At 65.8% G+C, this 23,755-nt stretch carries 25 protein-coding genes; 14 read left to right on the forward strand and 11 right to left on the reverse strand.

Annotated features, from left to right (window positions below; genetic code table 11):
- Positions 1 to 112 precede the first annotated feature (112 nt).
- Both XH79_RS31885 and XH79_RS31890 read left to right on the forward strand, forming a co-directional pair.
- Positions 113 to 1,441 carry a glycosyltransferase family 87 protein gene (locus XH79_RS31885; protein ID WP_271584230.1) on the forward strand — a complete coding sequence of 443 codons (1,329 nt, stop codon included), beginning with the start codon at positions 113 to 115 and terminating at the stop codon, positions 1,439 to 1,441.
- A gap of 46 nt (positions 1,442 to 1,487) precedes the next feature.
- The gene (locus XH79_RS31890) at positions 1,488 to 2,882 is read left to right on the forward strand and encodes a M20/M25/M40 family metallo-hydrolase (RefSeq protein ID WP_271584231.1); all 1,395 of its coding nucleotides are present in this window, start codon (positions 1,488 to 1,490) and stop codon (positions 2,880 to 2,882) included.
- A gap of 339 nt (positions 2,883 to 3,221) precedes the next feature.
- On the opposite strand, the gene XH79_RS31895 is transcribed toward XH79_RS31890, so the two are convergent.
- Both XH79_RS31895 and XH79_RS31900 read right to left on the reverse strand, forming a co-directional pair.
- Entirely contained in the window at positions 3,222 to 4,001 is a 780-nt protein-coding gene (locus XH79_RS31895; RefSeq protein ID WP_212343802.1) for a class II aldolase/adducin family protein, read from the reverse strand.
- A gap of 193 nt (positions 4,002 to 4,194) precedes the next feature.
- Positions 4,195 to 5,844: a glycosyltransferase family 39 protein gene (locus tag XH79_RS31900; protein ID WP_271584232.1), complete on the reverse strand. Its 1,650-nt coding sequence runs from the start codon at positions 5,842 to 5,844 to the stop codon at positions 4,195 to 4,197.
- A 312-nt stretch (positions 5,845 to 6,156) separates the two neighbouring features.
- Between XH79_RS31900 and XH79_RS31905 the strand changes: the two genes are divergently transcribed.
- Both XH79_RS31905 and XH79_RS31910 read left to right on the forward strand, forming a co-directional pair.
- Positions 6,157 to 7,014 carry a DUF308 domain-containing protein gene (locus tag XH79_RS31905; protein ID WP_212343806.1) on the forward strand — a complete coding sequence of 286 codons (858 nt, stop codon included), beginning with the start codon at positions 6,157 to 6,159 and terminating at the stop codon, positions 7,012 to 7,014.
- A gap of 156 nt (positions 7,015 to 7,170) precedes the next feature.
- On the forward strand, positions 7,171 to 7,587 hold the full coding sequence (locus XH79_RS31910; RefSeq protein WP_271584233.1) for a MucR family transcriptional regulator: 417 nt from the start codon (positions 7,171 to 7,173) through the stop codon (positions 7,585 to 7,587).
- A 130-nt stretch (positions 7,588 to 7,717) separates the two neighbouring features.
- Here the strand turns inward: XH79_RS31910 and XH79_RS31915 are convergent, their stop codons facing one another.
- Positions 7,718 to 8,146 (reverse strand): SufE family protein, encoded by a 429-nt coding sequence (locus XH79_RS31915; protein WP_212343810.1) that lies wholly within the window; start codon positions 8,144 to 8,146, stop codon positions 7,718 to 7,720.
- Positions 8,147 to 8,214: 68 nt separating this feature from the next.
- Complete coding sequence (locus XH79_RS31920) at positions 8,215 to 8,673, reverse strand: DUF5330 domain-containing protein (protein ID WP_271584234.1); 459 nt, start codon at positions 8,671 to 8,673, stop codon at positions 8,215 to 8,217.
- Between the two features lie 412 nt (positions 8,674 to 9,085).
- Here XH79_RS31920 and XH79_RS31925 point away from each other — a divergent pair, with 412 nt between their 5' ends.
- Genes XH79_RS31925 through XH79_RS31935 form a run of 3 tightly spaced genes read left to right on the forward strand, consistent with a single transcriptional unit; the run spans position 9,086 to position 12,054 of the window.
- Positions 9,086 to 10,951: a PAS domain-containing sensor histidine kinase gene (locus tag XH79_RS31925; protein WP_212343812.1), complete on the forward strand. Its 1,866-nt coding sequence runs from the start codon at positions 9,086 to 9,088 to the stop codon at positions 10,949 to 10,951.
- The gene (locus XH79_RS31930; protein ID WP_271584235.1) at positions 10,944 to 11,651 is read left to right on the forward strand and encodes a peptidoglycan-binding domain-containing protein; all 708 of its coding nucleotides are present in this window, start codon (positions 10,944 to 10,946) and stop codon (positions 11,649 to 11,651) included. The genes XH79_RS31925 and XH79_RS31930 overlap by 8 nt, the downstream gene beginning before the upstream one ends.
- Before the next feature lie 58 nt (positions 11,652 to 11,709).
- The gene (locus tag XH79_RS31935; RefSeq protein ID WP_212343814.1) at positions 11,710 to 12,054 is read left to right on the forward strand and encodes a DUF1491 family protein; all 345 of its coding nucleotides are present in this window, start codon (positions 11,710 to 11,712) and stop codon (positions 12,052 to 12,054) included.
- A gap of 16 nt (positions 12,055 to 12,070) precedes the next feature.
- Here XH79_RS31935 and XH79_RS31940 read toward each other — a convergent pair whose 3' ends face one another.
- On the reverse strand, positions 12,071 to 12,553 hold the full coding sequence (locus tag XH79_RS31940; protein ID WP_271584236.1) for a GNAT family N-acetyltransferase: 483 nt from the start codon (positions 12,551 to 12,553) through the stop codon (positions 12,071 to 12,073).
- 109 nt (positions 12,554 to 12,662) lie between these two features.
- Complete coding sequence (locus tag XH79_RS31945; RefSeq protein ID WP_271584237.1) at positions 12,663 to 13,640, reverse strand: DUF2336 domain-containing protein; 978 nt, start codon at positions 13,638 to 13,640, stop codon at positions 12,663 to 12,665.
- Between the two features lie 258 nt (positions 13,641 to 13,898).
- Here XH79_RS31945 and XH79_RS31950 point away from each other — a divergent pair, with 258 nt between their 5' ends.
- Positions 13,899 to 14,087, forward strand: a complete 189-nt coding sequence (locus XH79_RS31950; protein ID WP_271584238.1) for a hypothetical protein — start codon at positions 13,899 to 13,901, stop codon at positions 14,085 to 14,087.
- Positions 14,088 to 14,103: 16 nt separating this feature from the next.
- Positions 14,104 to 14,865, forward strand: a complete 762-nt coding sequence (locus XH79_RS31955; RefSeq protein ID WP_212343818.1) for a hypothetical protein — start codon at positions 14,104 to 14,106, stop codon at positions 14,863 to 14,865.
- Here XH79_RS31955 and XH79_RS31960 read toward each other — a convergent pair.
- Positions 14,819 to 15,721: a LysR family transcriptional regulator gene (locus tag XH79_RS31960; RefSeq protein WP_271584239.1), complete on the reverse strand. Its 903-nt coding sequence runs from the start codon at positions 15,719 to 15,721 to the stop codon at positions 14,819 to 14,821. The two genes, XH79_RS31955 and XH79_RS31960, sit on opposite strands and share 47 nt — an antisense overlap.
- 94 nt (positions 15,722 to 15,815) lie before the next feature.
- Between XH79_RS31960 and XH79_RS31965 the strand changes: the two genes are divergently transcribed.
- On the forward strand, positions 15,816 to 16,643 hold the full coding sequence (locus XH79_RS31965; protein ID WP_271584240.1) for an MBL fold metallo-hydrolase: 828 nt from the start codon (positions 15,816 to 15,818) through the stop codon (positions 16,641 to 16,643).
- 14 nt (positions 16,644 to 16,657) lie between these two features.
- Here the strand turns inward: XH79_RS31965 and XH79_RS31970 are convergent, their stop codons facing one another.
- The 3 genes from XH79_RS31970 to XH79_RS31980 all read right to left on the reverse strand — a co-directional run bounded on the left by XH79_RS31970 (position 16,658) and on the right by XH79_RS31980 (position 18,903).
- On the reverse strand, positions 16,658 to 17,236 hold the full coding sequence (locus XH79_RS31970) for an amino acid synthesis family protein (protein WP_271584241.1): 579 nt from the start codon (positions 17,234 to 17,236) through the stop codon (positions 16,658 to 16,660).
- A gap of 8 nt (positions 17,237 to 17,244) precedes the next feature.
- Entirely contained in the window at positions 17,245 to 18,108 is an 864-nt protein-coding gene (locus XH79_RS31975) for a fumarylacetoacetate hydrolase family protein (protein WP_271584242.1), read from the reverse strand.
- Positions 18,109 to 18,201: 93 nt separating this feature from the next.
- Positions 18,202 to 18,903 carry an FCD domain-containing protein gene (locus XH79_RS31980; RefSeq protein WP_271584243.1) on the reverse strand — a complete coding sequence of 234 codons (702 nt, stop codon included), beginning with the start codon at positions 18,901 to 18,903 and terminating at the stop codon, positions 18,202 to 18,204.
- Positions 18,904 to 19,022: 119 nt separating this feature from the next.
- On the opposite strand from XH79_RS31980, the gene XH79_RS31985 reads away from it, so the two are divergent.
- From XH79_RS31985 to XH79_RS31995, 3 genes are all read left to right on the forward strand, one after another.
- Entirely contained in the window at positions 19,023 to 20,015 is a 993-nt protein-coding gene (locus tag XH79_RS31985) for a zinc-dependent alcohol dehydrogenase family protein (protein ID WP_271584244.1), read from the forward strand.
- Positions 20,016 to 20,026: 11 nt separating this feature from the next.
- Positions 20,027 to 20,929 carry a VOC family protein gene (locus XH79_RS31990; RefSeq protein ID WP_271584245.1) on the forward strand — a complete coding sequence of 301 codons (903 nt, stop codon included), beginning with the start codon at positions 20,027 to 20,029 and terminating at the stop codon, positions 20,927 to 20,929.
- A 73-nt stretch (positions 20,930 to 21,002) separates the two neighbouring features.
- Entirely contained in the window at positions 21,003 to 21,980 is a 978-nt protein-coding gene (locus XH79_RS31995; protein ID WP_271584246.1) for a tripartite tricarboxylate transporter substrate binding protein, read from the forward strand.
- Between the two features lie 26 nt (positions 21,981 to 22,006).
- Here the strand turns inward: XH79_RS31995 and XH79_RS32000 are convergent, their stop codons facing one another.
- The gene (locus XH79_RS32000) at positions 22,007 to 23,086 is read right to left on the reverse strand and encodes a Cj0069 family protein (protein WP_271584247.1); all 1,080 of its coding nucleotides are present in this window, start codon (positions 23,084 to 23,086) and stop codon (positions 22,007 to 22,009) included.
- A gap of 417 nt (positions 23,087 to 23,503) precedes the next feature.
- Between XH79_RS32000 and XH79_RS32005 the strand changes: the two genes are divergently transcribed.
- Positions 23,504 to 23,737 (forward strand): hypothetical protein, encoded by a 234-nt coding sequence (locus XH79_RS32005; RefSeq protein WP_271584248.1) that lies wholly within the window; start codon positions 23,504 to 23,506, stop codon positions 23,735 to 23,737.
- The last annotated feature ends 18 nt before the right edge of the window (positions 23,738 to 23,755 follow it).

Raw genomic sequence — 23,755 nt, forward strand, 5'->3', positions numbered from 1 at the left:
CGAAGGATGGCCGCGGGGAAACGACCCATCACCACCACCACAATTTCAAGTGAGGGGCTCTCCAAGCCCGCGCCGGTCTGCTACGTGCTGTTTGTTGCCGACTGGACATAATGTGACCTCGACCGACCCATTCCCCAAGCCTGATGCGCCGAGACGCCTGTCTCTGCGCGCGCCGCTGGACGTGCTCTTCCTGATCTGCTGCGTCATCCTGACGGCCGACGTTCTCGTTCCGGAGATCTTCGGCCACGGCAAGACCAAGGACTACCGGCTGTGGTACTGGGCCGGGCAGCAGGTTCTGAACGGCGGGTCGCTCTATCCCGCCGACATCCGCTCGTATTTTGAATTCATCTATCCGCCGCTGCCTGCGATCCTGCTGGCGATCCCGAGCTGGTTCGGCAAGATCCCGCTCTACATCGTGCTGTCGATCCTGAATGCGCTGGCATGGTTGTACACGGGGACATTGTCCAATGCGATGACCGGTTCGGGCCGCACGGCTGGCCCTTGGCTCGAGGCTCTGCCGGCTTTCGTCACAGTGACCTTCGTGTTCGACATGTTCGATCTCGGTCAGCCGAATCTTCTGCTGCTGGCGATGATGCTCTACGGCTTCTGGAGCCTGCAGCATCAGCGGTCGTGGCTCGCAGGCTTCATGTTCGCGCTCGCCACCGCCATCAAGATGTTTCCGATCGCGGTGCTGCCCTATCTGATGTGGCGCAGGAAGTGGGCCGCCGTCGCCGCGACGGTCGCCTTCACCGGCATCCTTCTCTATGTCGTGCCGGCCCCGATCCGCGGTTTCGAGCGCAACGCGGCCGAACTTGCAACCTGGTATCAAGGCATGGTCGGGTCGAGCTCCGAAAAAGGCTTTGGCCAGCGCGATGAGCAGAACTGGTCGTGGGTCAATCAGTCGCTCATCGCCGTCACGCACCGCTTGGTCCGCCCGATCAACTACAATCAGGAAGACCCCAACAAGCTGCCGCGCACGATGAATGTCATCGACGTCGATTACAGGACAGCGAACTGGATCGTGCTGGCGGTATCGGTGCTGCTCGGGCTCGGCTTCGTCGCGGTGATGCCATCGCAAGCGCGACGGACGCTGCGCTCGGATGCCGAGGAGCTAGGCATCCTGTTCTGCCTGATGACCGTGGCCTCGCCGCTGGCGCGGCAATACTACTTCATGTGGCTGTTCTTCCCGATGACGGTGCTGATGCATCGCGCCGCCTTCGACGAGCGACCGAATGTGCGGTTGGGAACCTGGCTTGCGCTCGGCGCTGCGGGCATCCTCATGCTGCTGTCGCTGCCGTGGTTTCCGAACGTCCTGCAGGCCTGGGGCAACAACCTGCTCGCGACCGCCATTCTGGCCGGTGCGCTCGCATGGCACATCCGCCATCCACCGGTTGCGACTGGCTCCGGGCCTGCGACGGCGGTAAAAGCCAAGACATCCTAACAAGACGTCCTAACACGTCTTGAGATCAACAATCGGGAATCCGACCATGGCCAATGCGCAGCTTCAATCCGTGCTCGACCACATCGACAAGGATTTTGACAACAGCCTGGAGCGTCTGTTCTCGCTGTTGCGGATCAAGTCGATCTCCGCCGATCCGGCCTTTGCCGCCGATTGCAAGGCGGCGGCACAGCATCTCGGCAGGGACATCGCCAGCCTCGGTGTCGCGACCGAGGTGAGGCCGACCGCCGGTCATCCCGCGATCGTCGGCAAAACCGCAATGGGCGGACGGCCGCATGTGATCTTCTACGGCCATTACGACGTGCAGCCGGTCGATCCGCTCGATCTCTGGCATCGCCCGCCGTTCGAGCCCGTCGTCACCGACCACGCCGACGGCCGCAAGATCATCGTCGCGCGCGGTGCCGAGGACGACAAGGGCCAGGTGATGACCTTCGTCGAGGCCTGCCGCGCCTGGAAGAAGGTGACGGGATCGCTGCCGATCGATGTCACCTTCCTGATCGAAGGCGAGGAGGAGGTCGGCTCGAAGAATTTCGTGCCGTTCATCGAGGCCAACAAGGACGAGTTCAAGGCGGATTACGTGCTGGTCTGCGACACCGGCATGTGGGACCGCAACACGCCCGCGATCACGACCTCGCTGCGCGGCCTGCTCTATGAGGAGCTGAAGATCACCGCCGCCAATCGCGATCTGCATTCCGGCGTGTTCGGCGGCAGCGCGATGAATCCGATCCGGGTGCTCACCAAGATTCTCGGCGGCCTGTTCGACGACGACAACCGCATCACCATTCCCGGCTTCTATGACGGGGTGAAGGATCTGCCGCCCGATATCCTGGAGCAGTGGAAGAAGCTCAGTCTGACGCCGGAGATGTTCCTGAAGCCGATCGGCCTGTCGATCCCTGCCGGCGAGAAGGGCCGGCTGCTGATCGAGCAGGCCTCCTCGCGTCCGACCTGCGACGTCAACGGCATCTGGGGCGGCTATATCGGCGAAGGCTCCAAGACGGTGATCCCCTCGCATGCCTCGGCCAAGGTCTCGTTCCGCCTGGTCGAAGGGCAGGACCCCGCAAAGATCCGCAAGGCGTTCCGCGACTACGTGACGGCGCGCCTACCCGGCGACTGCAAGGTCGAGTTCGGCGACCACTCCGCCGCGCCCGCGGTCGCGCTCGACTGGAACATGAAGCCGCTCGCCGCCGCCAGCAAGGCGCTGGCGGAGGAATGGGGCAAGGAGACCGTTCTGATGGGCTCCGGCGCCTCGATCCCGATCGTCGCCGACTTCAAGCGCACGCTGGGCCTGGACTCGCTCCTCGTCGGCTTCGGCCTCGACGACGACAACATCCACTCGCCGAACGAGAAGTACGACCTCCGCAGCTTCCAGAAGGGCATCCGCTCCTGGGCCCGCATCCTCGCCGCGCTGGCGGAGGTGAAGTAGGCGCGGCTGCCGTAGGGTGGGCAAAGGCGCAAAGCGCCGTGCCCACCATTCGTCTCGATCGCGAGGAAAGACGTGGGCACGCTTCGCTTTGCCCACCCTACGAGACCTTCATCCTCGGTGCCGTAGGGTGGATTAGCCGAAGGCGTAATCCACCAGCTTTTGCGTCCGCATCGAGAGAAGAGGTGGATTACGCCAGCGGACTGCGCTTCGCGCAGCCGCGGGCTAATCCACCCTACGAAGCTTCGCCCAAATAAAAACGCCGCCCGGAATTGGGCGGCGTTTCATTCCAAAAGGCGTAGAGGTCCATTGAGCGCTACCCTACACCAAATCCGGAAAATCTCAAGTGCGGTAGCCGGGATTGACGCGGTCGAGCTTGCGCAGCAGCGGCGGCCATACGAGGTTGTTGGCGCGCAGCTCGGCGCGGTCGCGGTTGGCGAGCAGCTCGGTGTTCTTCTCGATCGCGATCTCCTCGACCGGGTACACCGGTGTCCCCAGCGCCCGTGTGCGCACCTGCATCGAGCAGGCGCGCTCGAGGTGGTACATGCGCTCGAAGGCGGAGGCGACCGAGCGGCCGACGGTCAGCGTGCCGTGGTTGCGCAGGAGCATGTGGTTGTGGTCGCCGAGGTCTTTCTGCAGACGCGGCCGCTCGTCGTGATCGAGCGCGATGCCTTCATAGTCGTGATAGGCGAGGTCGTGGGTGACGAGCTGGGCGGTCTGGTTCAGCGGCAACAGCCCTTCGGCGCTGCTCGATACCGCGGTGCCGTCGAGGGTGTGGAGATGCAGCACGCAGATCGCGTCCTCGCGCACCTCGTGGATCGCCGAATGGATGGTGAAGCCGGCCGGGTTGATGCTGTACTCGCTCTCGGACAGCTGGTGGCCGTGCAGGTCGACCTTGACGAGGCTCGAGGCCGTGATTTCCTCGAACATCAGCCCGTAGGGGTTGATGAGGAAGTGATGGTCGGGACCGGGCACGCGTGCGGAGATGTGGGTGTCGACCAGATCGTCCCAGCCGTACAGCGCGATGAGGCGATAGCAGGCGGCGAGGTTGACGCGTTGCTGCCACTCGGCCTCCGTCATGTTGGAGGGCACTTCCCTCAGGCGGGCTTCTGCTGGCGACATGGCAATTCTCTCCGAACCTCGTTGTTGCGGGTCGAGAGCCTAGTCCTGCAAATGGCTGGCAGCAAGGCGCGTCAAGCGCGGCAGTTCAGCGTAGCCCGCATGGAGTGCGCGCTGGAGGTTCCGGATTCCAGAACCACTGATCTCGAGCCGACGCGACGTTACGTCTCCGCGACCGTCCGATCGGACAATGATCTTACGGCGCGGGGATCGACAGCAGGCTGGAAATGCTGCGGCCGCGGATGTCGTAGACGCGGGCGAACACCACGTCGTCGCGCTTGATCTCGACCATGACGGGCGCGGTCAGGCCCTTGCAGTAGAACTCGCCGAGCGTCATGGCGAAATCGGCGGCATTGGAATCCCAGCCGATGGTGAAGTCGGGCCCGAGCGCGACCTGCGCCGGGCGCTGCGGACCGCACACCGCGACCTTCCATTTGCGGTTTGCAGGCGGCACTTCCTGGCGCTCGACCAGCTGCTCGCGCAGCTCGTCCGAGGCCTGCTTCAGCGCGAGGCCCCAATAGTCCAGCATGAAGCGGTCGTCGGCGCCGCGCACGGTGCCGGCGATGTGGTTGAAGTGGGTGTACTGGTAGGGGTGCAGCCGGATCATCTCGGCGAGCGAGAGCGCGAGGCCGAAGCAGAAGGTGGCGAGCACCACCGGCTGCCAGGTGCGGTGGTTGGCGCGCAGGCGCTCCATGCTCCAGGCGAAGGCGACGCCGCCCAGCACCGCCATCGGCGGGATCACGAAGACGAAATGGCGGATGCCGTTGTAGAGCGCGGGACGCTTCACCATGGCGATCACGAGCGGCAGGGTCGCAGCCAGCGTGAGCATCAGCAGGATGGTCTTGCGGCGGGCCGGAACGTCGGCGCGCGGCAGCAGCGCGAAGGTGCTGACCACGGCGCCGCCCATCAGCACCAGCATCACCTCGGGCAGCTGCAGCGCGAACAGCGTCGGCAGATAGGACCAGGGCATGTCGGGCACCGACACGATCGCGCCGTCGAACATCTCCTTCCACGGCTTCTCGAAGAAGTGGGAGAAGTAGGTCAGCGCCTCGAAGGGATTGCCGGGTTCCATGATCGACCACGGCCAGATCAGGCCCATCACGAGATAGCCGAACACGAGGCCGGGCAGCAGCACATAGACGACGTGCGCGAAGCGGCGGACCGACTCGCGCAGGCCCTCGGTGCGCAGTTCCTCCAGGAACAGCGGGACGAAGCCCAGGACGGCGTAGACCAGTGCGAGCCCGCCGAGAACGCGGCAGCCGAGCGCGAGGCCGGCCCCTAAGCCAACGATGAGGATCGTGCGCGGCGATGGCTGCGGATATTCCTCGGCGAGCCGGACCAGGCCCAGCATCAGGATGATCATGGCCACCGCGAAGGGCGCATCCTTCGGGTTCATGAACATGTGGCCGTAGAAGATCGGGCACAGTGCGAGCAGCAGGAGCGCGGCAAGGCCGGCAAGGGGGCCGCCGATGCGGCGGCCGAGCCGCCAGGTCACCGCAAGTCCGATCACGCCGACGATGGCTCCGACCAGGCGGCGCGTCTCGAACAGCTCGAGCGGGAGCACCTTGTGCAAGAGGGCCGCGACCATGTCGAAGCCGCCGCCATACATGTAGAGATTGGCGAAGGAGAGCGCCGCGGTGTCCTTGAAGCCGGAACCGTACATGCGCAGCAGCAGGTCGGCATATTCAGCGTGGGTGTAGTCGTCCCAGCCGAGCCCGTAGTCGCGGAACGTCAAGCCTGCAATCACGGCGACCGCAGCCAGCACCAGCATGGCGAGATCGTCGCAAGTCCGTTCAACCGAGCGCCGTAGAGGCGTGTCGATCGCCGAAGTCGTGATGGATGTCATGGCTATTGGTGACCCGGAATCCCCTCTTGGCCCTGCTGGTGCGCGCGGGCCACTTCCCCGGTCTCCCTATAGCGCAGTTCCATTACCAAGTAATTGGGCATTATGGCTAAATTCCTGATGCGACGCAGCAAATCCTTGCAACCGGGAGCAGACCAGCAGTAGCGAGCCGTAGCTGAAGGGAATGTGAATAAGTCCCTGATTTCCTTCTCTTTAGGAACGCTGACCACAATTCGCCGTTGGCGTGGAACGCCGTATGACGGTATCGTGGCGTGACGGGTGTCGCGCGTGGATGCGCGGCCGGGGGTGAGTTCGATGACCTTGGCAATGTTGATCGTGGGGATTGTCGCCGTTGTGGCGGGCCTCCTTGCGATCCTGTTTGGCTTTACCGTCAGGGAATTCAGCCTCGGCAGCACTCTCATAATCTCCGGCACGATCGGAGTCTGCTCCGGGATGTTACTGGCGGGCCTGCATCTGGTGCTGCTGGAGCTGAAGGGGATCGCCCGCCGGCTCGCGGATGCACCATCCGAGGTTCGGGTCAGGCCCGTGCTGCCGGGCCTGGCGGTGCAGGGCGCGCCTTCGTCCGAGCCGATCTCTGCTCCGGCCATGCGGGCCGAGCCGACGCCTCCGCCATCGCCGGCGGTGGTGCCGCCATGGCTAGGCGAAGCACCGGCGCGGGAGCGTCCGCGCGCCGAGTCGCCGCCGGAGCCGGTCGCCGCGACGCCTCCGGAGCCGCCGCGCCGTCGCAACTTGATGTTCGCCTCGACCTCGCGCAAGGAGCGCGAACGCGCGGAGGCCAAGGCCGCCGAGGGCGCGCCGCCGTCTGAGGAGCCCGTAGCGCCTGCCGCGCCGGAGACCCCGCCCGCGAGCTTCGACGATGCCTGGCCGAAGCCGGATCGCATGCGCCCGCCGGAACCGCCGGCTGTCGCACGCCGTCCGTCCCCGCCACCGCGCTCGCCCTCGACTTTCACCGAGGCTCCCCCGCCGCCGCTTGCAGCCGAGCCGGAGCCGGCGGCCGAGCAGCCGCCTGTGACGGTGCTCAAGTCCGGCATCGTCGACGGTATGGCCTATTCGCTCTATTCCGACGGCTCGATCGAAGCGCAGATGCCGGAGGGCATGATGCGCTTTGCCTCGATCGACGAGTTGCGCGCGCATCTCGATCAACGGTCCTGAGACCTCGCGCACGCAAGTAAAACGCGACCGCTCTTGTCTCGTCGTCAGTCGTCAGCTCATATTCGCCAGTTGTCGTATTTTCGCCGAACGTATTGTTGACACGGAATACTTTGGCGCCGTCAATCCCAAGCGGCGCAACAGGGAAGGGGCAAGCCCATGTCGGATGCCGGGGCTAAGAATTTCATCGAGCTGACGGCGAGCATCGTGTCGGCCTATCTCGGCAACAATCCGACGCCGGCCGCAGAGATTCCGAACCTGATCAGCCAAGTGCATGGCGCCCTGGTGCGGGTCTCGACGGGCCGCACCGAGGCGGCGCCGCTCGAGCCGGCAAAGCCTGCTGTGTCGCTGAAGAAGTCGATCGCGCCCGACTATCTCGTCTGTCTGGAAGACGGCAAGCGCTTCAAGTCGCTGAAGCGCCATCTGCGCACCCAGTACAACATGACGCCGGAGCAATATCGCGAGAAATGGGGCCTGCCCGCCGACTATCCCATGGTCGCGCCGAACTACGCGGTGGCGCGCTCGCAGCTGGCCAAGCAGATGGGACTCGGGCAGCAGCAGCGGAAGCGGAAGTAGTTCGGGGGCGTGATAGGCCGCCGCTCGATAGGTCTCGTAGGGTGGGCAAAGGCGCGAAGCGCCGTGCCCACGAGCTTGCTTTAATTACACTCAGATGGTGGGCACGCTTCGCTTTGCCCACCCTACGGCATCACGTAGCTTCCGCCAGCGCCTCTTTCGCATCCGTCTTGATGCGTTCGACCATCGAGCGCAGGCCGTTGGAGCGCTGCGGGGTCAGATGATCGCGGAAGCCGAACTCGTTGAACACGGCGATCGCGTCGGTCGCGAGGATCTCCTGCGGCGTGCGGCCGGAATAGAGCGCGAGCACGATCGCGACCAGCCCGCGCACGATATGGGCGTCGCTGTCGCCGCGATATTTCAGGATCGGCGCGCCACCATCGCGGTCGATCAGCTTCTGCAGCCAGACCTGGCTGACGCAGCCCTGCACCTTGTTCTCGGCGGAGTGCTCGCCCTCCGGCATCGGTTCCAGGGTGCGGCCGAGCTCGATGACGTACCGGTAGCGGTCGTCCCACTCGTCCAGAATCTCGAAATTGTCCCTGATTTCGTCAATCGTCGTCATATCGGCCCACAGTTCCCGTTAGGGCCAATATAGGGACGCGAAGCCGTGAAATCGATAGGGTTTGGGCCCTAATTCGCTGCCTGGGGGCCGCGCCATTCCAGCGCGAGGTCGTCCTGGGTCAGGGTGTCGCGCGGCGCTTCGCTCGCGGCCGCGTCGCCGTCGCCGGCCATCGCGATCGAGCCGGTATGGTCGGGTGCCTTCTTATGGTCGTTCTTGGTGCCGTCGTTCTTGGGGCCGTCGTTCTTGTCGTTGGTGATCTGCTCTTTCTTGTCGTTGATGATCTGATAGATCTTCTTCGCGCCGTCCTGGGCGCGCTGGCCGATGATGGTCGCGGCCTGGCCGCCGACCTCGCAGGCCGCCGGCTGTCGCTTGCAGAACTGGGTCATGTCGGAGACGGCCGCGGTCGCAGCCTGCACCGCATCGGCGGCGCCGATCTGCGGCAGCTTCTCCGATTCGGGTGTCTTGTCCCGCGGCAGCAGCACCAGCACCAGCCCGAGCCAGAATGTGATGCGGAGCAGAAAGCGCATCTTGTCGACCTGTACGTTAGATCCCGCCGCGGCGATGTCCGCAGAGCGCGTCGGACCTAGCAACCCTCGATAAATCGCAAGTGATTGCCTTGAGCTTAATTCGCGGAAAATTGACGCAAAAATCTTCGCACGCCCCGGTCTCGTAAATTTTTCATTGATGCCGCCGCCCGTGGCCTTCCGGGGGCGGCGCATCCACCAATTCGAAACCATGCTGAGGACGCTGAAACCCTGTGTTCACCATCCTCACCGAAGACGTCGTCAAATCGTCTAAAAAGCTCCGCGACGACACGGTGTCCGGCCGCGCGCGGTGTCGCCTTAGCACTCGTTTAAGGTCGCTCTGACACGGTGGCTCAACGACAAGGAGGCGTTCCGGCGCGTCTTCTCAAGACGATTGAGCCGAAGCGCGAGACCCGTGACAGTTTTGAGTATCATCCGCGATTGTCTCGATGCGCTGCTGCATCCCTCCGCGCGTTACGATGCGCTGACGCGAGCGCGCCATCGTGCCTTCATGGCGCCGCGGCTGCTGGGCAGCCTGGCAGCGTTCGCCGCATTCCCCGTCTATCTCGCCATGCGTGGCGCACCGAGCGCGGTCGAGGTCGCGGCCTTTGCCTGGCTGATCGCGCCGATCATGCTGTCCTGGTTCCTGTCGCGGACCGGCCGCTACGAGGGCGCGCATGTGCTGTCATCGCTGGCGCTCTCCGGCCTCATCATGGCGGTCGCGATCACGACGGGCGGTATCGAATCATTCGCCGCGGTCTGGCTGGTGGTGGTTCCCCTCGAAGCCGCGCTGTCGGCCTCGCGCCGCGTCGCCGCCTTTGCCTCGCTGCTCGCGCTGTCCTGCGCCGGCATGCTGATCCTCGTCAGCCAGCTCGGCTGGCTGCCGGTGGAGGAGCCGAGCGCTGCGCAGCGCGGCGTGCTGATGGCCTTCGGCGTCGCCTCGGCCACTCTTTATGCAGCGGGCCTTGCCTTCGGCGCGGAATCGCTCGCGCGCACCAGCGTCGCGCTGCTGTCGCGCGAGGAGGAGCGCTACCGCCTGCTCGCGCGCAACATGAGCGACGTCATCTCGCGGCATCAGCGCAACGGCGCGGTGCAGTTCATCTCGCCGGCCGCCGAGGCCATGCTCGGCCTATCAGTCGCGCAACTGCACGGCCACGGCCTGTTCGACCGCGTCCATGTCGCCGATCGTCCGGCCTATCTCACCGCGCTGTCGGACGCCGCGCGCGGCGAGGTGCGCAGCGTCGAGTTCCGGTTGCGGCGCGAGCCTGCAGGTTCCGAGCGCAGCCAGGTCGATTTCATCTGGGTCGAGATGCGCTGCCGGCCGCTCGACCAGGATCAGGGCCGCGATCCCGCCCGCGAGGCCGAAGTCGTCGCCGTGATGCGCGACGTCACCGATCGCAAGCATTCCGAGCAGGCGCTCGATCAGGCCCGCAGCGCGGCGGAAGCCGCCGATGCCGCCAAGACGCGCTTCCTCGCCACCATGAGCCATGAATTGCGCACGCCGCTCAATGCCATCATCGGCTTCTCCGAGATGATCGCGCAGGAGCAGGCCCTGATGCTGGGCGCGGCCCAGCGCAAGGAATACGCCCAGCTCATCAACGATTCCGGCCAGCATCTGCTCTCGGTCGTCAACGGCATCCTCGACATGTCCAAGATGGAATCGGGCAATTTCGAGATCGCATCGGAACCGTTCGCGCCGCGCGCTTCGCTATTGCATTGCTGCAATCTGCTGGCGCTGAAGGCGCGGGAGAACGGCATCGACCTCGTCACCGACGCGCCGCAGGACCTGCCGGTCATGACCGGCGATCCCAGGGCCTTCAAGCAGATCGTGCTCAACCTCGTCGCCAACGCCATCAAGTTCACCGAGCGCGGCGGTCAGGTCTCCGTGTCCGCTGCTGTGACCGGATCGCAGCTCACGCTGCGCATCAGCGACACCGGCGTCGGCATCGCGCCGGACGATCTCAAGCGCATCGGCGCGCCGTTCTTCCAGGCCGGCAAGACCTATCAGCGCCGTCACGAAGGTACCGGACTTGGATTGTCCATCGTCAAGAGTCTCGTGGCATTGCATCTCGGCGAATTGACGGTACAAAGCCGGTTGGGTGAGGGCACTGCCGTCACCGTCAAGCTGCCGCTCGTCTATACGCCGCCGCAAGCCAAACCGGTCGAGAGCAAGGTCACGACCTTGACGCCGGTGCCGCGCCAGGAACTTCACGAAGTGCTTCGCGAAGAACTTCACGAAGAACTCAACGATCAACCCGCTCCGGTGAAGAAAAGTGCCTAAGAAGTCTGCCAAGGATGAAGCTGCTCCGCGCCGCCGTGGTGCCAAGGCTGCGGTCATCGATGTCGAGACCGAGCGCAACCTCGTGATGCGCGTGCTGCTGCACAGCCCCAAGGACACGATGGCCGGCCTCGTTGCCGTTGCCGCGATCGGTGCGATCGTCGCCAATGCGCTGTTTCTGCAGACCGGCCGGCATCCGGCACCGATGTTCGGCACCGTGATCAATCTTCCCGCGCCGTCCTCGGTGCCGCTGTCGAATCCCATGCCGCGTCCGCGCCCGGTCGGCGCCGATACCTCGCCACTCGAGCCGAGAGCGACCGAGTTTCGCGTCGAGCCGAAACCTGCCGAGCGCGCCGCTGAGAAGCCGGTGGAGAAGCCGGTCGAGGCGACCGCATCGACGCCGCGCGCGGGCAACGATCCCATGACCAATTTGGTCAAGGCGACGACGTCGACGCCTTCGTCCGCGATCCGTCCGCCAGCGCCGATCCCGCAGCAGAGCCCGGCCGCGCGGCGCATCGCCGGCGTGCAGCGCGCGTTGTCCGAATACGGCTATGGCAACCTGAAGATCACGGGCACGATGGGCGGCGAAACCCAGTCCGCGATCCAGAAATTCGAGCGCGAGCACAAGATGCCCGTCACCGGCCAGGTCTCCGATCGCCTGCTACGCGAGCTCGCCGCCGCGATCGGTCATCCCGTCGAATGATCGTCACGCCTCCGCGCAAGGCTGGTGCTGATCGCGGCACTGGCCTATCGTCCTTTCCATGCGTTTGAAATCCAACATATGGGTCGCGGCCTATTTGCGCCGCTGTCAGACCGAGGGCGTGTTCGGCGCGGTGCGCCGTCGCGGCGCCGAGGAGGCGGGTGCGGTGTTCGTGAAAGTGTCGCTGCTCGACGGCCATGCGATGCTCTACGTGCCGGCGCCGCAGACCGTCTATGACGACGGCCGGCCGGTCGATCGTTTCTTCGTGCCGGTTGCTCCGCAGCCGCTGCCGGAGCACACGATCGAGGAACGGCTGACCAAGGAGCTCCGCTTCGATCCGGATGCATGGATCGTCGAGACCGAGGATCGCGCCGGGCGGCATTTTCTCGAACTGGCGAAGACCTGACTGGCGCAACGGCCAATTACCTTTCGGCGAGCTCCGTCAGCTTTGTGCCGGCGATGCGAAAGAACCGCTTTTCCGGCAGCGCCTGTCCTCCGAGCATTTCATAGAACTGCTGAAGCCGCAGATCGGCCGCATCGACAGTCCAATCGATGCGGTCGTGCCCTTCTTGCCGGGCGATCGCCGCAAGGCGCGCCATGAGCCTCCGCCCCAGTCCGCTGCTACGTCGATCGTGACGCACGTAGAGCTCCTTCAGGAAGAAGCCCGACGTCAAACCGGGGCCGGGATAGATCGCACTGAAGCACGCAAAGCCGGCGACCCCGTCGTTCTCGCAGGCCAGCAGGATACGCGATCCTGTCGGCCTCGACCTCAGCCCGTCGATGATCAAGTCCCTCGCGGGGCAGCGGGCGCGATAGTGGGCCTGCATTTCGATCATCGCATCGGCGACGTCGTCGAAATCGGCTTCAGTGATCTCCCTGAAAGCCGTCGGAGCAATCTGGCCCATGGTTTATTGATCCGTCTGGTCGGTCTACGCACAGCCGCGTTTGCGGACGACGACGCTCCGCCTTTTGGACCAGCTCGTGGTCCGTGTCGAGTTGGATCGAGCCGGCGCTCTAGTGATCGGACGACCCGCCGGTGCCGGTCCGCACCGCAGGCGCGGATCCCGGCTGCACGCCCGGCCGCGTCTGGCTTGCGCCCGCGCGGGCGCGCTGGCGTTCGCCGTCGTGCAGCGTCGACTGGTACTTCGCCCGCGTGACCGCGAGCGTCGAGCCGCGCCAGGCCGCCAGCATCACCAGCGCCGAGCGGTCGTCGAGACGGTCGTAGAGCCGCGACAGCCGGTACACCTCGGTCACGGAATTGCCGATCTCCGGCTTGAAGAACAGCAGGATACGCTGGAAGTTCGGGCTCGGCATGTCGAGCGCGCGCGCGGCGACCGCGAGCGCTTCGCCACCGGGATCGTCGACGATCTGGGCTGCGACGCGCGAGGGAAGGATCAGGCTGTCGCCGAGCTCGAGGGTGAAGTTCTCGACATCATTGGCGATCGCCGCCATCTCCAGGATATGGATCGCGCGCTTGGCGCGCACGGTCGGAATCCGCGGCGCGGCCTTCAGCGGCGTCTGCGCCAGATTGTGCAGGATCAGCGCGCGCTCGGGCGCGCCGGCGCGGAAGAACATGTCGTGGATCTCGGCGGCGTCCTTCGGCTGCATCGCCAAGTTCGCGGCCATGCGCTGCTCGGCCTCGGTCGGCGCGCGGGCCGGGGAGGGGGCCGGCGCGGGCGCGGGAATTTCGCGCGCCAGCGGAACCCGGCGGCCTTCCTGGGCGGCGACCAGCCCGAGCTTCTGCAGGACCGGGACGGGCGTCTGCGGATAGACCGCGAGCTTCGCCTTGATGGCGGCGCGCGTCGCATCGTCGACCTGGTCGATCAGCCGCGTTGCAAGCTCGATGAACTGACGCTGTTCGTCATCGCTGTGGACGCGCGTCTGGACATAGAGGTCAGTCAGCACGCGCAGCAGCGTCGGCCGAACATCGACGCCTTCGCGACGGGAGAGGCTCATCAGCCCGTCGAATCCGGGAAACAGCGACTTGGTCATGGAGGCGTACGCAACTCGGAAAAGATACCTGCGGAGGGGAGCCTAGCGCAGGTTCCTTTAAAGGCTCGTTAAGGAAAACGAGGGGTGAAGCAGACCCTTAAATTTAGGGCCTTCTCGTGCCGCAACGGGACGGCGCGGCGCGGGTCCGTGCGGTTACGGTCCGAAGGGCATGTTTACACCCCGTTAACCATGAACTGATCTTAATGATCGCCATGTTGCAGGGGCGTATTTGATCGCGCGGCAATTGAGAGAGCTGACATGGGGACCATCATCGAATTTCCGGCCGGTCGCCGGGTAAGCTCGTCGGGGGACGTCACACCGCATGCGGAGATGGGGACGATTCTGATCCTCCCGGTGATCCGCATCGAGCGCCAGAGCGACGAAACCAGCGGCGATCGCGGGCCGGAACAGGGCACAGCGCCGGGGCGCCGTCGTCGCCGTCGCTGACGTCCGGCTCTTTGCAATGCCGGACCCCATCCGCCATATCCGGCCTTTCGTATCGGCCGTCCTGCTCGCGCTACTGGCTGCGATGCTGGGCGCCTGCAGCGGCGGCGATTTCGGCCGCACCCGCGCAGACATGCGCAGCGACGACATGCATCGCTGGCTCGGCGCCGAGGCGACCGGCAGCGTCGGCCTGAGGCCTTCGCAATTCCAGCTCACCGACGAGGAACGCCAGCTTCGCGACCTCGCCTATCCCATGATCGAGCCGCCGCTGTCGCGCCCGGCCTGGAAGAGCGTGTTCGGCGACTACAAGCCGTTGCCATCGCCCTGGCAGCAGAAGATCGTGTTCGACCGCACCATGTACGGCCGCACGCTGATCGACGAGCCGCACCGCTCGCATTCCTCGCGCTATGCGCAGCTGATCGAGGACGTCCGCAACGACATCACCCGCTTCGAGCCGTTCTTCGCCTCCGCGATCCGCGTCATCGACCTCGACAGGAAGCGCGACGCCACCATGGCGCGTGTCTCCGCGCTCTCGCCAAGGGAGAGGGACGATGCGGTCGCGCGCATGCAGGAGAACTCGCTGATCGTGCAGTGGGTGCAGCAGTGCCTGGAGCAGCGCGTCTCGTCGTATCGCTGGGCGCTGGAGCGCCTGGTGATCCAGGCGCCCGACGGCATGGCCGCCGACGCCGATCGTCTGATCGGCGAGCTCGCCGCCCAGACCGCCAACCCGCCGGTCATGAGCCAGCCGCCCTACGGGCGCGCGGTCGTGGTGAAGGGCTAGGCGCTTTCCGCGCGATGCGCCGGCCGGGAGTCCGATCGACTTTTCGCTGCTTCTGAAGCTTTGCGACAAAATCCTTCAGCGCATCCGCGAGGGGCGCCGATGCGCGATAGGCGAGGCCTACCTCGCGCCTGACCTTGACCTCGATCTCGCGCACCGCGACGTCAGGATTGCCGCGTGCAACGCCTTCCGGGACGATGGCGATGCCGACGCCGGCGGCGACCAGCGCCATCGCCCAGTCCTCCGATTGCGCGATCGCCGCGGTCTGGCGCCGCTGCGCATTGCGGCCGAAGAATGCGCTCTGTTCGCAATGGCAACGGTCGATCAGCGGGACCTCGGCGAGATCGGCGGCGCGGAGCTTCTCCTTCAGCGTCAGCGGATGCGACGGCGGCAGCGCGGCGACATAGCGCTCGCTCCACAGCGCAACGAAATGCTCGTCGGCGCGCAGCATGGTCTTGGCGATGATCCGCGCATCGGCGCGCTCGTCGCTGCCGACGAGGCGGAGCGCGATGTCGCTGCGCGCCGTCAGCGGCTTCAGGAGCGCGATGGTCCGGGGCACGTCGAGCGTGCGCATCAGGCCCAGGGTCACCGTGGTCTTGGTCGCAGGCTTCCTGAACAGGCTGCGCGCGGCATCGGCCTCGTCGATGATGCGGCGGGCGAGGGTGTGAAACTGCTCCGCCGAGGCGGTGGGCGCGACGCCCTTCTTGTGCCGGATGAACAGGGTGGTGCCGAGCTCGGCCTCGAGATGGGTGATCGCGGTCGAGATCGACGGCTGCGACACGAAGCAGGCGCGCGCCGCGGCGGTCAGATTGCGCTCGCGGTAGACGGCGGCGAAGTAGCGAAGCTCGCGGATGTCCATAGGGTTAGCCTAGAGATAGTATCAATATTCGATATTTTACCTATGGATCACGCGGTGGCAAGAACGCGCCTGTCACGACAGGCGAGGGTCATCCATGAAAATCCATCATCTCAACACCGGCACGATGTGCCCGGTCGGCCGCCGCCTGGTGAACGGCACCGGCAGCCTGTTCCAGCGCGCCCGCCTGGTCTGCCATTGCCTGCTGGTCGAGACCAATGACGGCCTCGCGCTCGTCGACACCGGCATCGGGCTCGGCGATATCGCAACACCCGGCCGGCTGGGACGGCGATGGCTGCGGCAGACCGCGCCAACGCTCGATCCCGCGGAGACGGCGGTGCAGCAGGTCAAGGCGCTCGGCTATTCACCCAAGGACGTGCGCCACGTGCTGCTGACGCATCTCGACCGCGATCACGCCGGCGGCGTGCCCGACTTTCCCGATGCCGCGATCCACGTCCACCGTGCCGAATACGACATGGCGGTGCTGCGCAAGCCCGCGCCGCCCGAGGGGCGCTACGTCACGGGGCAGTGGAGCCATGGGCCGCGCTGGGCCTTCTATGACGAGGCCGGCGAGGACTGGTTCGGCTTCAGGGGCGTGCGCGCGCTCGGCGACAAGGAGGCCGACATCGTCATGATCCCGCTCGCCGGCCACACGCTCGGTCATTGCGGCATCGCGGTGCGCTCGGGAGACACATGGCTGCTGCACGCCGGCGACAGCTACTTCCATCACGCCCAGCTCGACGCATCGCCGCGCGTGCCGTTGATGCTTGGCTATTTCCAGCGCCGCGGCGACATGGACCGGGACAAGCGGATCGCCAACCAGGCGCGGCTGCGCGCGCTGAAGCGCGACCACGGCGACCGCGTGAGGATCGTCAACAGCCACGATCCCGCCGATTACGAGCGCTGCCGCTGCGGCGCGCATTGAGCGCGTGCGGCGCGTCACCGCTGCCCGTCGTGCACGGAGATCTCCGACGCCTTGAGGCCGCCGATGCGCGCATGCGGCCTAGCGCCGGTCGCCATCACGAGGCCGAAGGCGATCTCGTCACGGCGTGGCGCGTCCCACAGCGTCATCTCCGCGGTGCCGAAATGGCTGCGGACATAGGCGGCGTGGATGTGACCGAGCGGCACCATCAGCCGCGTGCCGGGCCCGCCGATCGTCTTCGCGGCAGGCACGATGGCCTTCGGCTGTCCCAGCACCTCGCGCATGCCGTGGCCGCCGGCCTCGTGCCAGACGGCGCCGTGCTCGAGCTCGCCGTCCTCGCCGACGATAATGCCCTTGCCATAGGCTTCGATCCGCGATGCGCCACCGAGCTGCGCGATCAGCCCGCCTGCGAGCTCGCGCCCGAGCTCACGCAAGGACGCCTGGAACGGCATCAGGTCGGGCTCATAGCGGCCGGCGAAGGGATTGCGGATCACGGCGATGGCCGTTCCGACCAGCAGCGGCTTCTCCAGCCGCGGGCCGCGCTCGTGCCAGATCGTCTCGACACTGAGCGCGGTCTTGCGAATGTCGTGGGACATGCGCGGTCTTACGCCTCGTCCACGACGGGATTACTGAGCACGCCGATGTTCTCGATCTCGACCTCGACCACGTCGCCAGGCTTGAGGAAGATCGGCGGCTTGCGGGTGAAGCCGACGCCGGCCGGCGTGCCGGTGGCGATGACGTCGCCGGGCACGAGGTCGAAGATGGTCGAGCAATATTCGATCAGCCGCGGGATCGAGAAGATCAGCATCGAGGTGTCGGAGGATTGCACGGTCGCGCCGTTGACGCGCGTCTCCAGCTTCAGCTTGGCGGGGTCGCCGATCTCGTCCGGCGTGACCAGCCACGGTCCGAACGGGCCGGTGCCGACGAAGTTCTTGCCCGAAGCGATCTGCTGGGCGTGGCGCTGCCAGTCGCGCACGCTGACGTCGTTGTAGATCGAGTAGCCCGCGACGTGATTCCAGGCATCGGCCTGGCTGATGTGGCGGCCACCCTTGCCGATGACGACGGCGAGCTCGCCTTCCCAGTCGAAATTGTCCGAGACCTTCGGCCGGATCACCGGTGCGTTGTGCGCGACCTGGGAGCGCCAGACCCGCAGGAAGATCGGCGGAAACTCGGTGATCTCGCGCTTCATGCCGAACGCCACCGCCTCGTTGTGGTGGTCGAGATAGTTGCGCACGGCGCAGACGATCTTCTCCGGGCGCGGGATCACGGGGAGATATTTGACGTCGCTCAGCGCCAGGGTGGGCTTGTGCCCGGCGACGATGGCCGCGCGGCGCGCGTAGTCGTCGCTGCCGAGAAAGTCGGCGAGGGTTGGGTACTGGGGCAGGGCGCGGCCGAGATCCACCACGCCGTTTTCGACAACGGCGCCCCAGCTTTCCCGATTTCCGTCCAAGAACGACAGCAGCTTCATGGTTTCGCCCCGAGGGTTTTGATTTTCGATCTTTTGTATTATTTTCGAAAATTAGGCCGCGCGCAAGTCCACCGTGCGTGAATTTGCCGGCGCCTATTCGGCGTCGAGCAGATGGCCCGCGTAGGTCGCCACGTTGTCGGAGGTCGAGCGGATATGCGCCTCGATCAGCTGCACGGCGAGATCGGCATTGCGCGAGATCGCGGCCTGCATGATGGCTTGGTGCTCGCCGGCCTTGTCGCGCGGGCGCGGGCGGAAATTGGCGGAGAGGTGCCGGTAGCGCTCTGCGCGGTCGAACAACTCGGCGCGAATGGCGAGCAGCGTCGCCGAGCCGCAGGCGGACACCAGCGCCTGGTGGAACTGGCGATGGGCGATCTTCCATTCGGGGTCGCGCAGGGGATGCTCGGGATCGCGCTGCTCGATCCGCTTCAGGCGGTGCAGCGTCGAGATCACGGCGATTTCCCAGTCGTCATCACCCCGTTCGATCGAGCGGCGGATCAATTCCACCTCGATCAGAACCCGCGCATCGGTGACCTCGACCAGATCCTGGCGGCTGACCGGCGCCACGCGAAACCCGCGCTGCTCCTGGGCGTCGACGAGGCCCTCCGCGGCAAGCGCCGTCAACGCCTCCCGCAGCGTGGTGAAGCTCGCGCCAAAGCGTTCGCGCAGCACGTCGAAGCGCAGCGGCTCGCCCGGCGCAAGGCCGCAGGCGATGATCTCCTCGCGCAGCCGATGCGTGATGTCGGCGGCGATGGTCTTGCCGAATTCCTTGCGGGGACGAATGGCGCTTTCGGACATGGCTCAGCCAATGAATCGATGCCTCAACATGCCGCGGCAACGACCATCTTGCAATAATTTTCGTAAACGGTATGATTTTCGAAAATACGGTTTTGAAGAGGTCTGGGGAGCGTGAAAACATGAGGGCAGTGCTGGTGCGTCAGCCGGGTGGGCCGGATGCACTCGAGGTGGTCGAGTTTCCGGTGCCCGTGCCGGGCGCAGGCCAGGTGCAGATCCGGGCCGAGGCGTTCGGGGTCGGGCAGCCCGACGCGCTGATCCGGCGCGGCGTCTACAAATGGATGCCGCCGCTGCCGGCCAATCCCGGCAATGACGTCGCCGGTCGCATTTCCGCGCTCGGGCCTGATGTCGAGGGTTTTGCCGTCGGCCAGAAGGTGCTGCTGAGCGCGCGCGATCTGTCCCAGCGCGGCGGCTGCTACGCCGATTATGTGCTCGCGCCCGCGGATGCCGTTCACGCGCTGCCCGACCATGTCGATCTGCAAGCCGCCGTGTGCCTGTCGAACTACCAGGTCGCCTACGCGCTGCTGCACGAGTGCCGCCATCCGCGCGCGCCCACAAGCGTGCTGGTGATTGGGGCTGCCGGCGGCGTCGGCACCGCGCTGGTGCAGCTGGCAAAGCTCGCCGGGATGACTGTCATCGGCACGGTCTCGACCGAGGAGAAGGCCGCGTTCGCGAAGGCCAACGGCGCCGATCACACCATCTTCTACCGCAGCGAGGACGTCGTGGCGCGCACGCGCGAGCTGACGAAGGGCGAGGGCGTCGGCCTCGTGCTCGATCATGTCTGCGGGCCCGAGTTCACCGACTATCTCGGCGCGCTCGGCAAATGGGGCACGCTGCTCTCGTACAACGCCTTCGCCGGATTGCCGGAAGAGAATCTGATGGCGGCGATGCGCAACCATCTCGACATCTGTCCGGCCGTGCGCTGCTTCTCCTTCCACATCTACGACCACGATCGCGACGGCCGCCGCGCCCTGATGCGCAGCGTGATCGAGGCCCTGAGCCGCGATGCGATCAAGCCGGCGATCTCGGCGGTCTTGAGGCTCGACGAGGTCAGGAAGGCGCATACGCTGCTGGAGCAGGGCTCCGCGCTCGGCAAGATCATCATGACGCCATGAGGGGGTGGACGATGACACAAGCACCCATTGCACGCTTCACCCGGCTGCGGCACGCGACCTTTACCTCGCCAGATCCGGAGCGGCTGCTCGACTACTACCGCGGCGTGATCGGTCTCGGTCTCGTCGCTCGCGACGGCGGCCGCCTGTTCCTCGCCAATGATTCCGAACAGCTCTCGCTGGTGATCGAGCCCGGCGACGCCGCGCTGAAGAGCGTTGCCTTCGAGATATCCCCCGATGTTCAGCTCGACTCGCTCGGCGCCGCGCTGAAGCAGGCTGACTTACGGCCCGAGCTCCACAGCGATTCCCTGCCTGGCGTGTCCCGGCTGCTGTCCTTCAGCGATCCCGAAGGGACGCGCTTCGAATTGATCCAGGGCTGGACGCCGACGCCGGCGCAGGAGCGGATCGGCGCCCTCGCGGTCGCCAAGCTCGGCCATGTCGCGCTGCGCACGCCCGATCCGCAAGCCGCTTCGGACTTCTATGCGAATGTGATGGGCCTGCGGGTCTCCGACTGGATCGAGGACCGCTTCGTCTTCATGCGCAGCGGGTTCGAGCATCACACGCTCAACTTCGCCCGCGCCCCCGAGCGCAGTCTTCATCATTTCGCCTTCGAGCTGCGGGGGCCCGAGCACATGCACCGGGCCTGCGATCATCTCGCGCGGCACAAGCTGCCCGTGCTCTGGGGACCGGTTCGTCACGGCCCCGGCCACAACACCGCGATCTATCACCGCAATCCCGACGGCCATCTGGTCGAGCTGTTCTGCGATCTCGACCGCATGACCGACGAGGCGCTCGGCTATTTCGAGCCGCGCCCGTGGCACCGCGATCGTCCGCAGCGGCCAAAGGTCTGGGTCGGCCTGCCGCGCGACGTCTGGGGCATGGCGCCATCGCCGGAATGCACGGAGTTCGCACGCTAGCGGTTCAGACGACGACTTGAAGACGCCGCACGCGCTGCGGCCAAAGACATAACAATCAAAGGGAGAAGCATCCATGCTCTGGATGAAGCGGCTTGCTGCGGCCATTTTTCTGCTGGGCATCTGTATCGCAACCGGCCCCGTGTCGGCCGAGACTTATCCGTCGCGCCCGATCCGCCTGCTGCACGGATTTGCCGCGGGCGGTGCGGCCGATACGCTGTCGCGCATCATCGCCGACGGGCTCTCGAAGAAGCTCGGGCAGCCGATCATCGTCGAGGCCAAGCCTGGTGCGGGCGGCAACATCGCCGCGGACGCCATCGCGAAAGCCGCACCCGACGGCTACACGCTCGGGCTCGTCACCGGCGCGCATGCGATTTCCGCGGCGACCTACAAGAGCCTCGCCTACCAGCCGGTCGAGAGTTTCGACATGATCTCGACGCTGGTCTACTACGCGCTCGTCATCGCCGTGCGCAACGATCATCCCGCAAAATCGCTCGGCGATCTCATCACCATCGCCAAGGAGAAGCCCGGCGCGCTCAGCTTCGGATCGGTCGGCTTCGGCAGCACGCATCATCTTGCGGGAGAGCTGTTGAACGCGGCGGCCGGCGTCGAGATCGTGCACGTGCCGTATCGCGGCGATTCGCAGTCCATCACCGCGCTGCTTGGCGGCGAAGTGCCCATCATCGTCGGCACGCCCGTCCTGCTCGCCCCGCAGATCCAGAGCGGCGCGATCCGCGGCCTCGCGGTGACCTCGCCGGCGCGCACGGCCTTGCTGCCTGATGTCCCCACGGTGCAGGAGGCCGGCATCAAGGGCTACGACGTGTGCACCTGGGCGGGCCTGCTGGCTCCGAAGGGCACGCCACCCGCGATCATGGCGACGCTCAATGCAGCGACGCTCGAGGTGCTCAGGGACCCTGATATCAAGCAGCGCCTGGAGACGGCCGTCGGTGGCGAGGTTCGCGGCAGCTCGCCGGCCGAGATGAAGGCGCTGATCGAGTCCGAGATCGTCAAATGGACCGGCGTGGTGGAGCGGGCGAAGCTCCCGAAGATCTGATCTGCGGAAGCTCGCCCGCTGCTCCGCTATGCGCCCGAATGCACGCCTGTAGTCCGCAGCATGCGTTGCGTCACCGTCCGCGCGATCGCCGCCGGTGCCTCCTCGGGAATCGCAAAGCACGAGCTCGCGTTGATCTCGCACAGCACGTAGGTGTCGGCGCCGGCCGCATCCTTCGGCCCATACAAAAAGTCCGCGTCCCAGATGACCGGCAATGACGGCTCATCGATGCCGAGCGTCGCCATCATCTGCGGCGTCCATTCGTCCTCCATCGCTCTGCGCAGCGCCTGGAATTGCGGTGCGTCAGGGCCGTGCATGATGCGCGGGCCCGGCTGCGCTTCGGGCGAGTTCGGTCCCTCCGGTGGCGGCGGGATCAGGGCCTTGATCTTCTGGTGTCCAAAGCCTGCAACCCTGGCGCCGCTCATGTAGCAGCGGATCATGCCGTCGGGCAGGCGCGGTTGAAACGCCTGGTCAATGATGCAGCCGCCCCAGCCGAAATACGGCTCGCAGCGCGCGAAGAGGGCGTCGAGCGGCATGTCCTCTAGGACGCTGCCGCGCTGCGCATGCAGCACGCGCACCATGCCGTCGGTATCGGGCAGCGCTTCCACCTTCCAGACGCCCTGGCCGCCATTGCCGCGGTTCTGCTTCAGCACGCGCGGGCCGTCGGCACGAAGGCGGGCCGGAAACTGGCTGCGGAAGCTTGCCGCGGTGTCATAGCGATGCGTGTCGGCGCCCCAGCCGAGATGACGCGTGCGGTGGAGCACCTCCTTGACGCCCATCTTCAGGATGATTTCGGGATGCGCGCTCACCCATGGTCCATGCGCTGCGACGTCGCGCAGCAGGGCGTCGAGCTCGGCGCGCGTCTTGCCCTGGTGGATCGGATCGACCCAGACCAGCACGCCGTCGGCGGCGAGCAATTGATCGCGGACCGCGCCGGCGAAGCTTTCGTCGTAGATCACGGGCGAGGCTTCGATGCCCACAGCGGCGAGCGCTTCGAAGACGCGGACGAAGCGGCTGTTCTGCGCCGTGGCCTCGCGGCGCACGGCAGCGTCGCCGCGTGAGAGGATGGCTACGGTCTGGCGGGGAGAGGAGTGACGTTCGGTGTCCATGCGCAAGCTCCACGTAGTTGCGTGCTGCGCAGAGCTTGGACCGGGGTCTCAAGGGGAGTCTGCATTGTCCCCGTGCAGACCAGATTACGTGAGATGGTCTTCAGGTTTCAAGAGTTGTCGGCATGGTTCCAACGAAGCGTAAAATTCTTTGTGAGAACCCCCAGGGACGGGCGAGTTGACAGCCCGGCCACCCCGGCTTCTACTCGGCCTGTCGGGGACGTGCGATCTCCCCGTGAGGCGACATGCCCAAGAATCGCGTCCTGGTTCTCAGCAAGGACGCCGCATGTCATCCGACACCACGATATCATCCAACGCATCATTTCAGCTCATCAGTCCGGCGCGGCACGTCGGCCTTGTCGATGCGTAACTTGCGAAGCGGACTTCACCTGGGGCGGGGACACGACCAGGAGAACGACCATGCGCACACGGACAATCCTTCAGGCTTTCCTCATTCTGGCGTTGATCGGCGGCGCGTCGGCCGCACGCGCGCTGACTGAGGAGGAGCTCGTCGCAAGGATCAAGGCGGCTGGCTACACCGAGGTCAGCGACATCAAGTCGACCGCAGAGGGAACGACCGCCATGGCGATCAAGAACGGCAAGCCGGTGCGGCTCGTTGTCGACAGCAGCGGCCAGATCAAGGAGCGGAACTGAGGCGGCTCCGGAAACCGA

Origin of the sequence: Bradyrhizobium sp. CCBAU 45389, from assembly GCF_028128625.1 — a bacterium.
Taxonomy (GTDB): Bacteria; Pseudomonadota; Alphaproteobacteria; order Rhizobiales; family Xanthobacteraceae; genus Bradyrhizobium; species Bradyrhizobium liaoningense_B.

Coding starts and splice junctions, on each gene's coding strand:
- XH79_RS31890 (WP_271584231.1), top strand. CDS start 1,488: ATGGCCAATGCGCAGCTTCAATCCGTGCTCGACCACATCGACAAGGAT.
- XH79_RS31895 (WP_212343802.1), bottom strand. CDS start 4,001: ATGTCGCCAGCAGAAGCCCGCCTGAGGGAAGTGCCCTCCAACATGACG.
- XH79_RS31900 (WP_271584232.1), bottom strand. CDS start 5,844: ATGACATCCATCACGACTTCGGCGATCGACACGCCTCTACGGCGCTCG.
- XH79_RS31905 (WP_212343806.1), top strand. CDS start 6,157: ATGACCTTGGCAATGTTGATCGTGGGGATTGTCGCCGTTGTGGCGGGC.
- XH79_RS31910 (WP_271584233.1), top strand. CDS start 7,171: ATGTCGGATGCCGGGGCTAAGAATTTCATCGAGCTGACGGCGAGCATC.
- XH79_RS31915 (WP_212343810.1), bottom strand. CDS start 8,146: ATGACGACGATTGACGAAATCAGGGACAATTTCGAGATTCTGGACGAG.
- XH79_RS31920 (WP_271584234.1), bottom strand. CDS start 8,673: ATGCGCTTTCTGCTCCGCATCACATTCTGGCTCGGGCTGGTGCTGGTG.
- XH79_RS31935 (WP_212343814.1), top strand. CDS start 11,710: ATGCGTTTGAAATCCAACATATGGGTCGCGGCCTATTTGCGCCGCTGT.
- XH79_RS31940 (WP_271584236.1), bottom strand. CDS start 12,553: ATGGGCCAGATTGCTCCGACGGCTTTCAGGGAGATCACTGAAGCCGAT.
- XH79_RS31945 (WP_271584237.1), bottom strand. CDS start 13,640: ATGACCAAGTCGCTGTTTCCCGGATTCGACGGGCTGATGAGCCTCTCC.
- XH79_RS31950 (WP_271584238.1), top strand. CDS start 13,899: ATGGGGACCATCATCGAATTTCCGGCCGGTCGCCGGGTAAGCTCGTCG.
- XH79_RS31955 (WP_212343818.1), top strand. CDS start 14,104: ATGCCGGACCCCATCCGCCATATCCGGCCTTTCGTATCGGCCGTCCTG.
- XH79_RS31960 (WP_271584239.1), bottom strand. CDS start 15,721: ATGGACATCCGCGAGCTTCGCTACTTCGCCGCCGTCTACCGCGAGCGC.
- XH79_RS31965 (WP_271584240.1), top strand. CDS start 15,816: ATGAAAATCCATCATCTCAACACCGGCACGATGTGCCCGGTCGGCCGC.
- XH79_RS31970 (WP_271584241.1), bottom strand. CDS start 17,236: ATGTCCCACGACATTCGCAAGACCGCGCTCAGTGTCGAGACGATCTGG.
- XH79_RS31975 (WP_271584242.1), bottom strand. CDS start 18,108: ATGAAGCTGCTGTCGTTCTTGGACGGAAATCGGGAAAGCTGGGGCGCC.
- XH79_RS31980 (WP_271584243.1), bottom strand. CDS start 18,903: ATGTCCGAAAGCGCCATTCGTCCCCGCAAGGAATTCGGCAAGACCATC.
- XH79_RS31985 (WP_271584244.1), top strand. CDS start 19,023: ATGAGGGCAGTGCTGGTGCGTCAGCCGGGTGGGCCGGATGCACTCGAG.
- XH79_RS31990 (WP_271584245.1), top strand. CDS start 20,027: ATGACACAAGCACCCATTGCACGCTTCACCCGGCTGCGGCACGCGACC.
- XH79_RS31995 (WP_271584246.1), top strand. CDS start 21,003: ATGCTCTGGATGAAGCGGCTTGCTGCGGCCATTTTTCTGCTGGGCATC.
- XH79_RS32000 (WP_271584247.1), bottom strand. CDS start 23,086: ATGGACACCGAACGTCACTCCTCTCCCCGCCAGACCGTAGCCATCCTC.
- XH79_RS32005 (WP_271584248.1), top strand. CDS start 23,504: ATGCGCACACGGACAATCCTTCAGGCTTTCCTCATTCTGGCGTTGATC.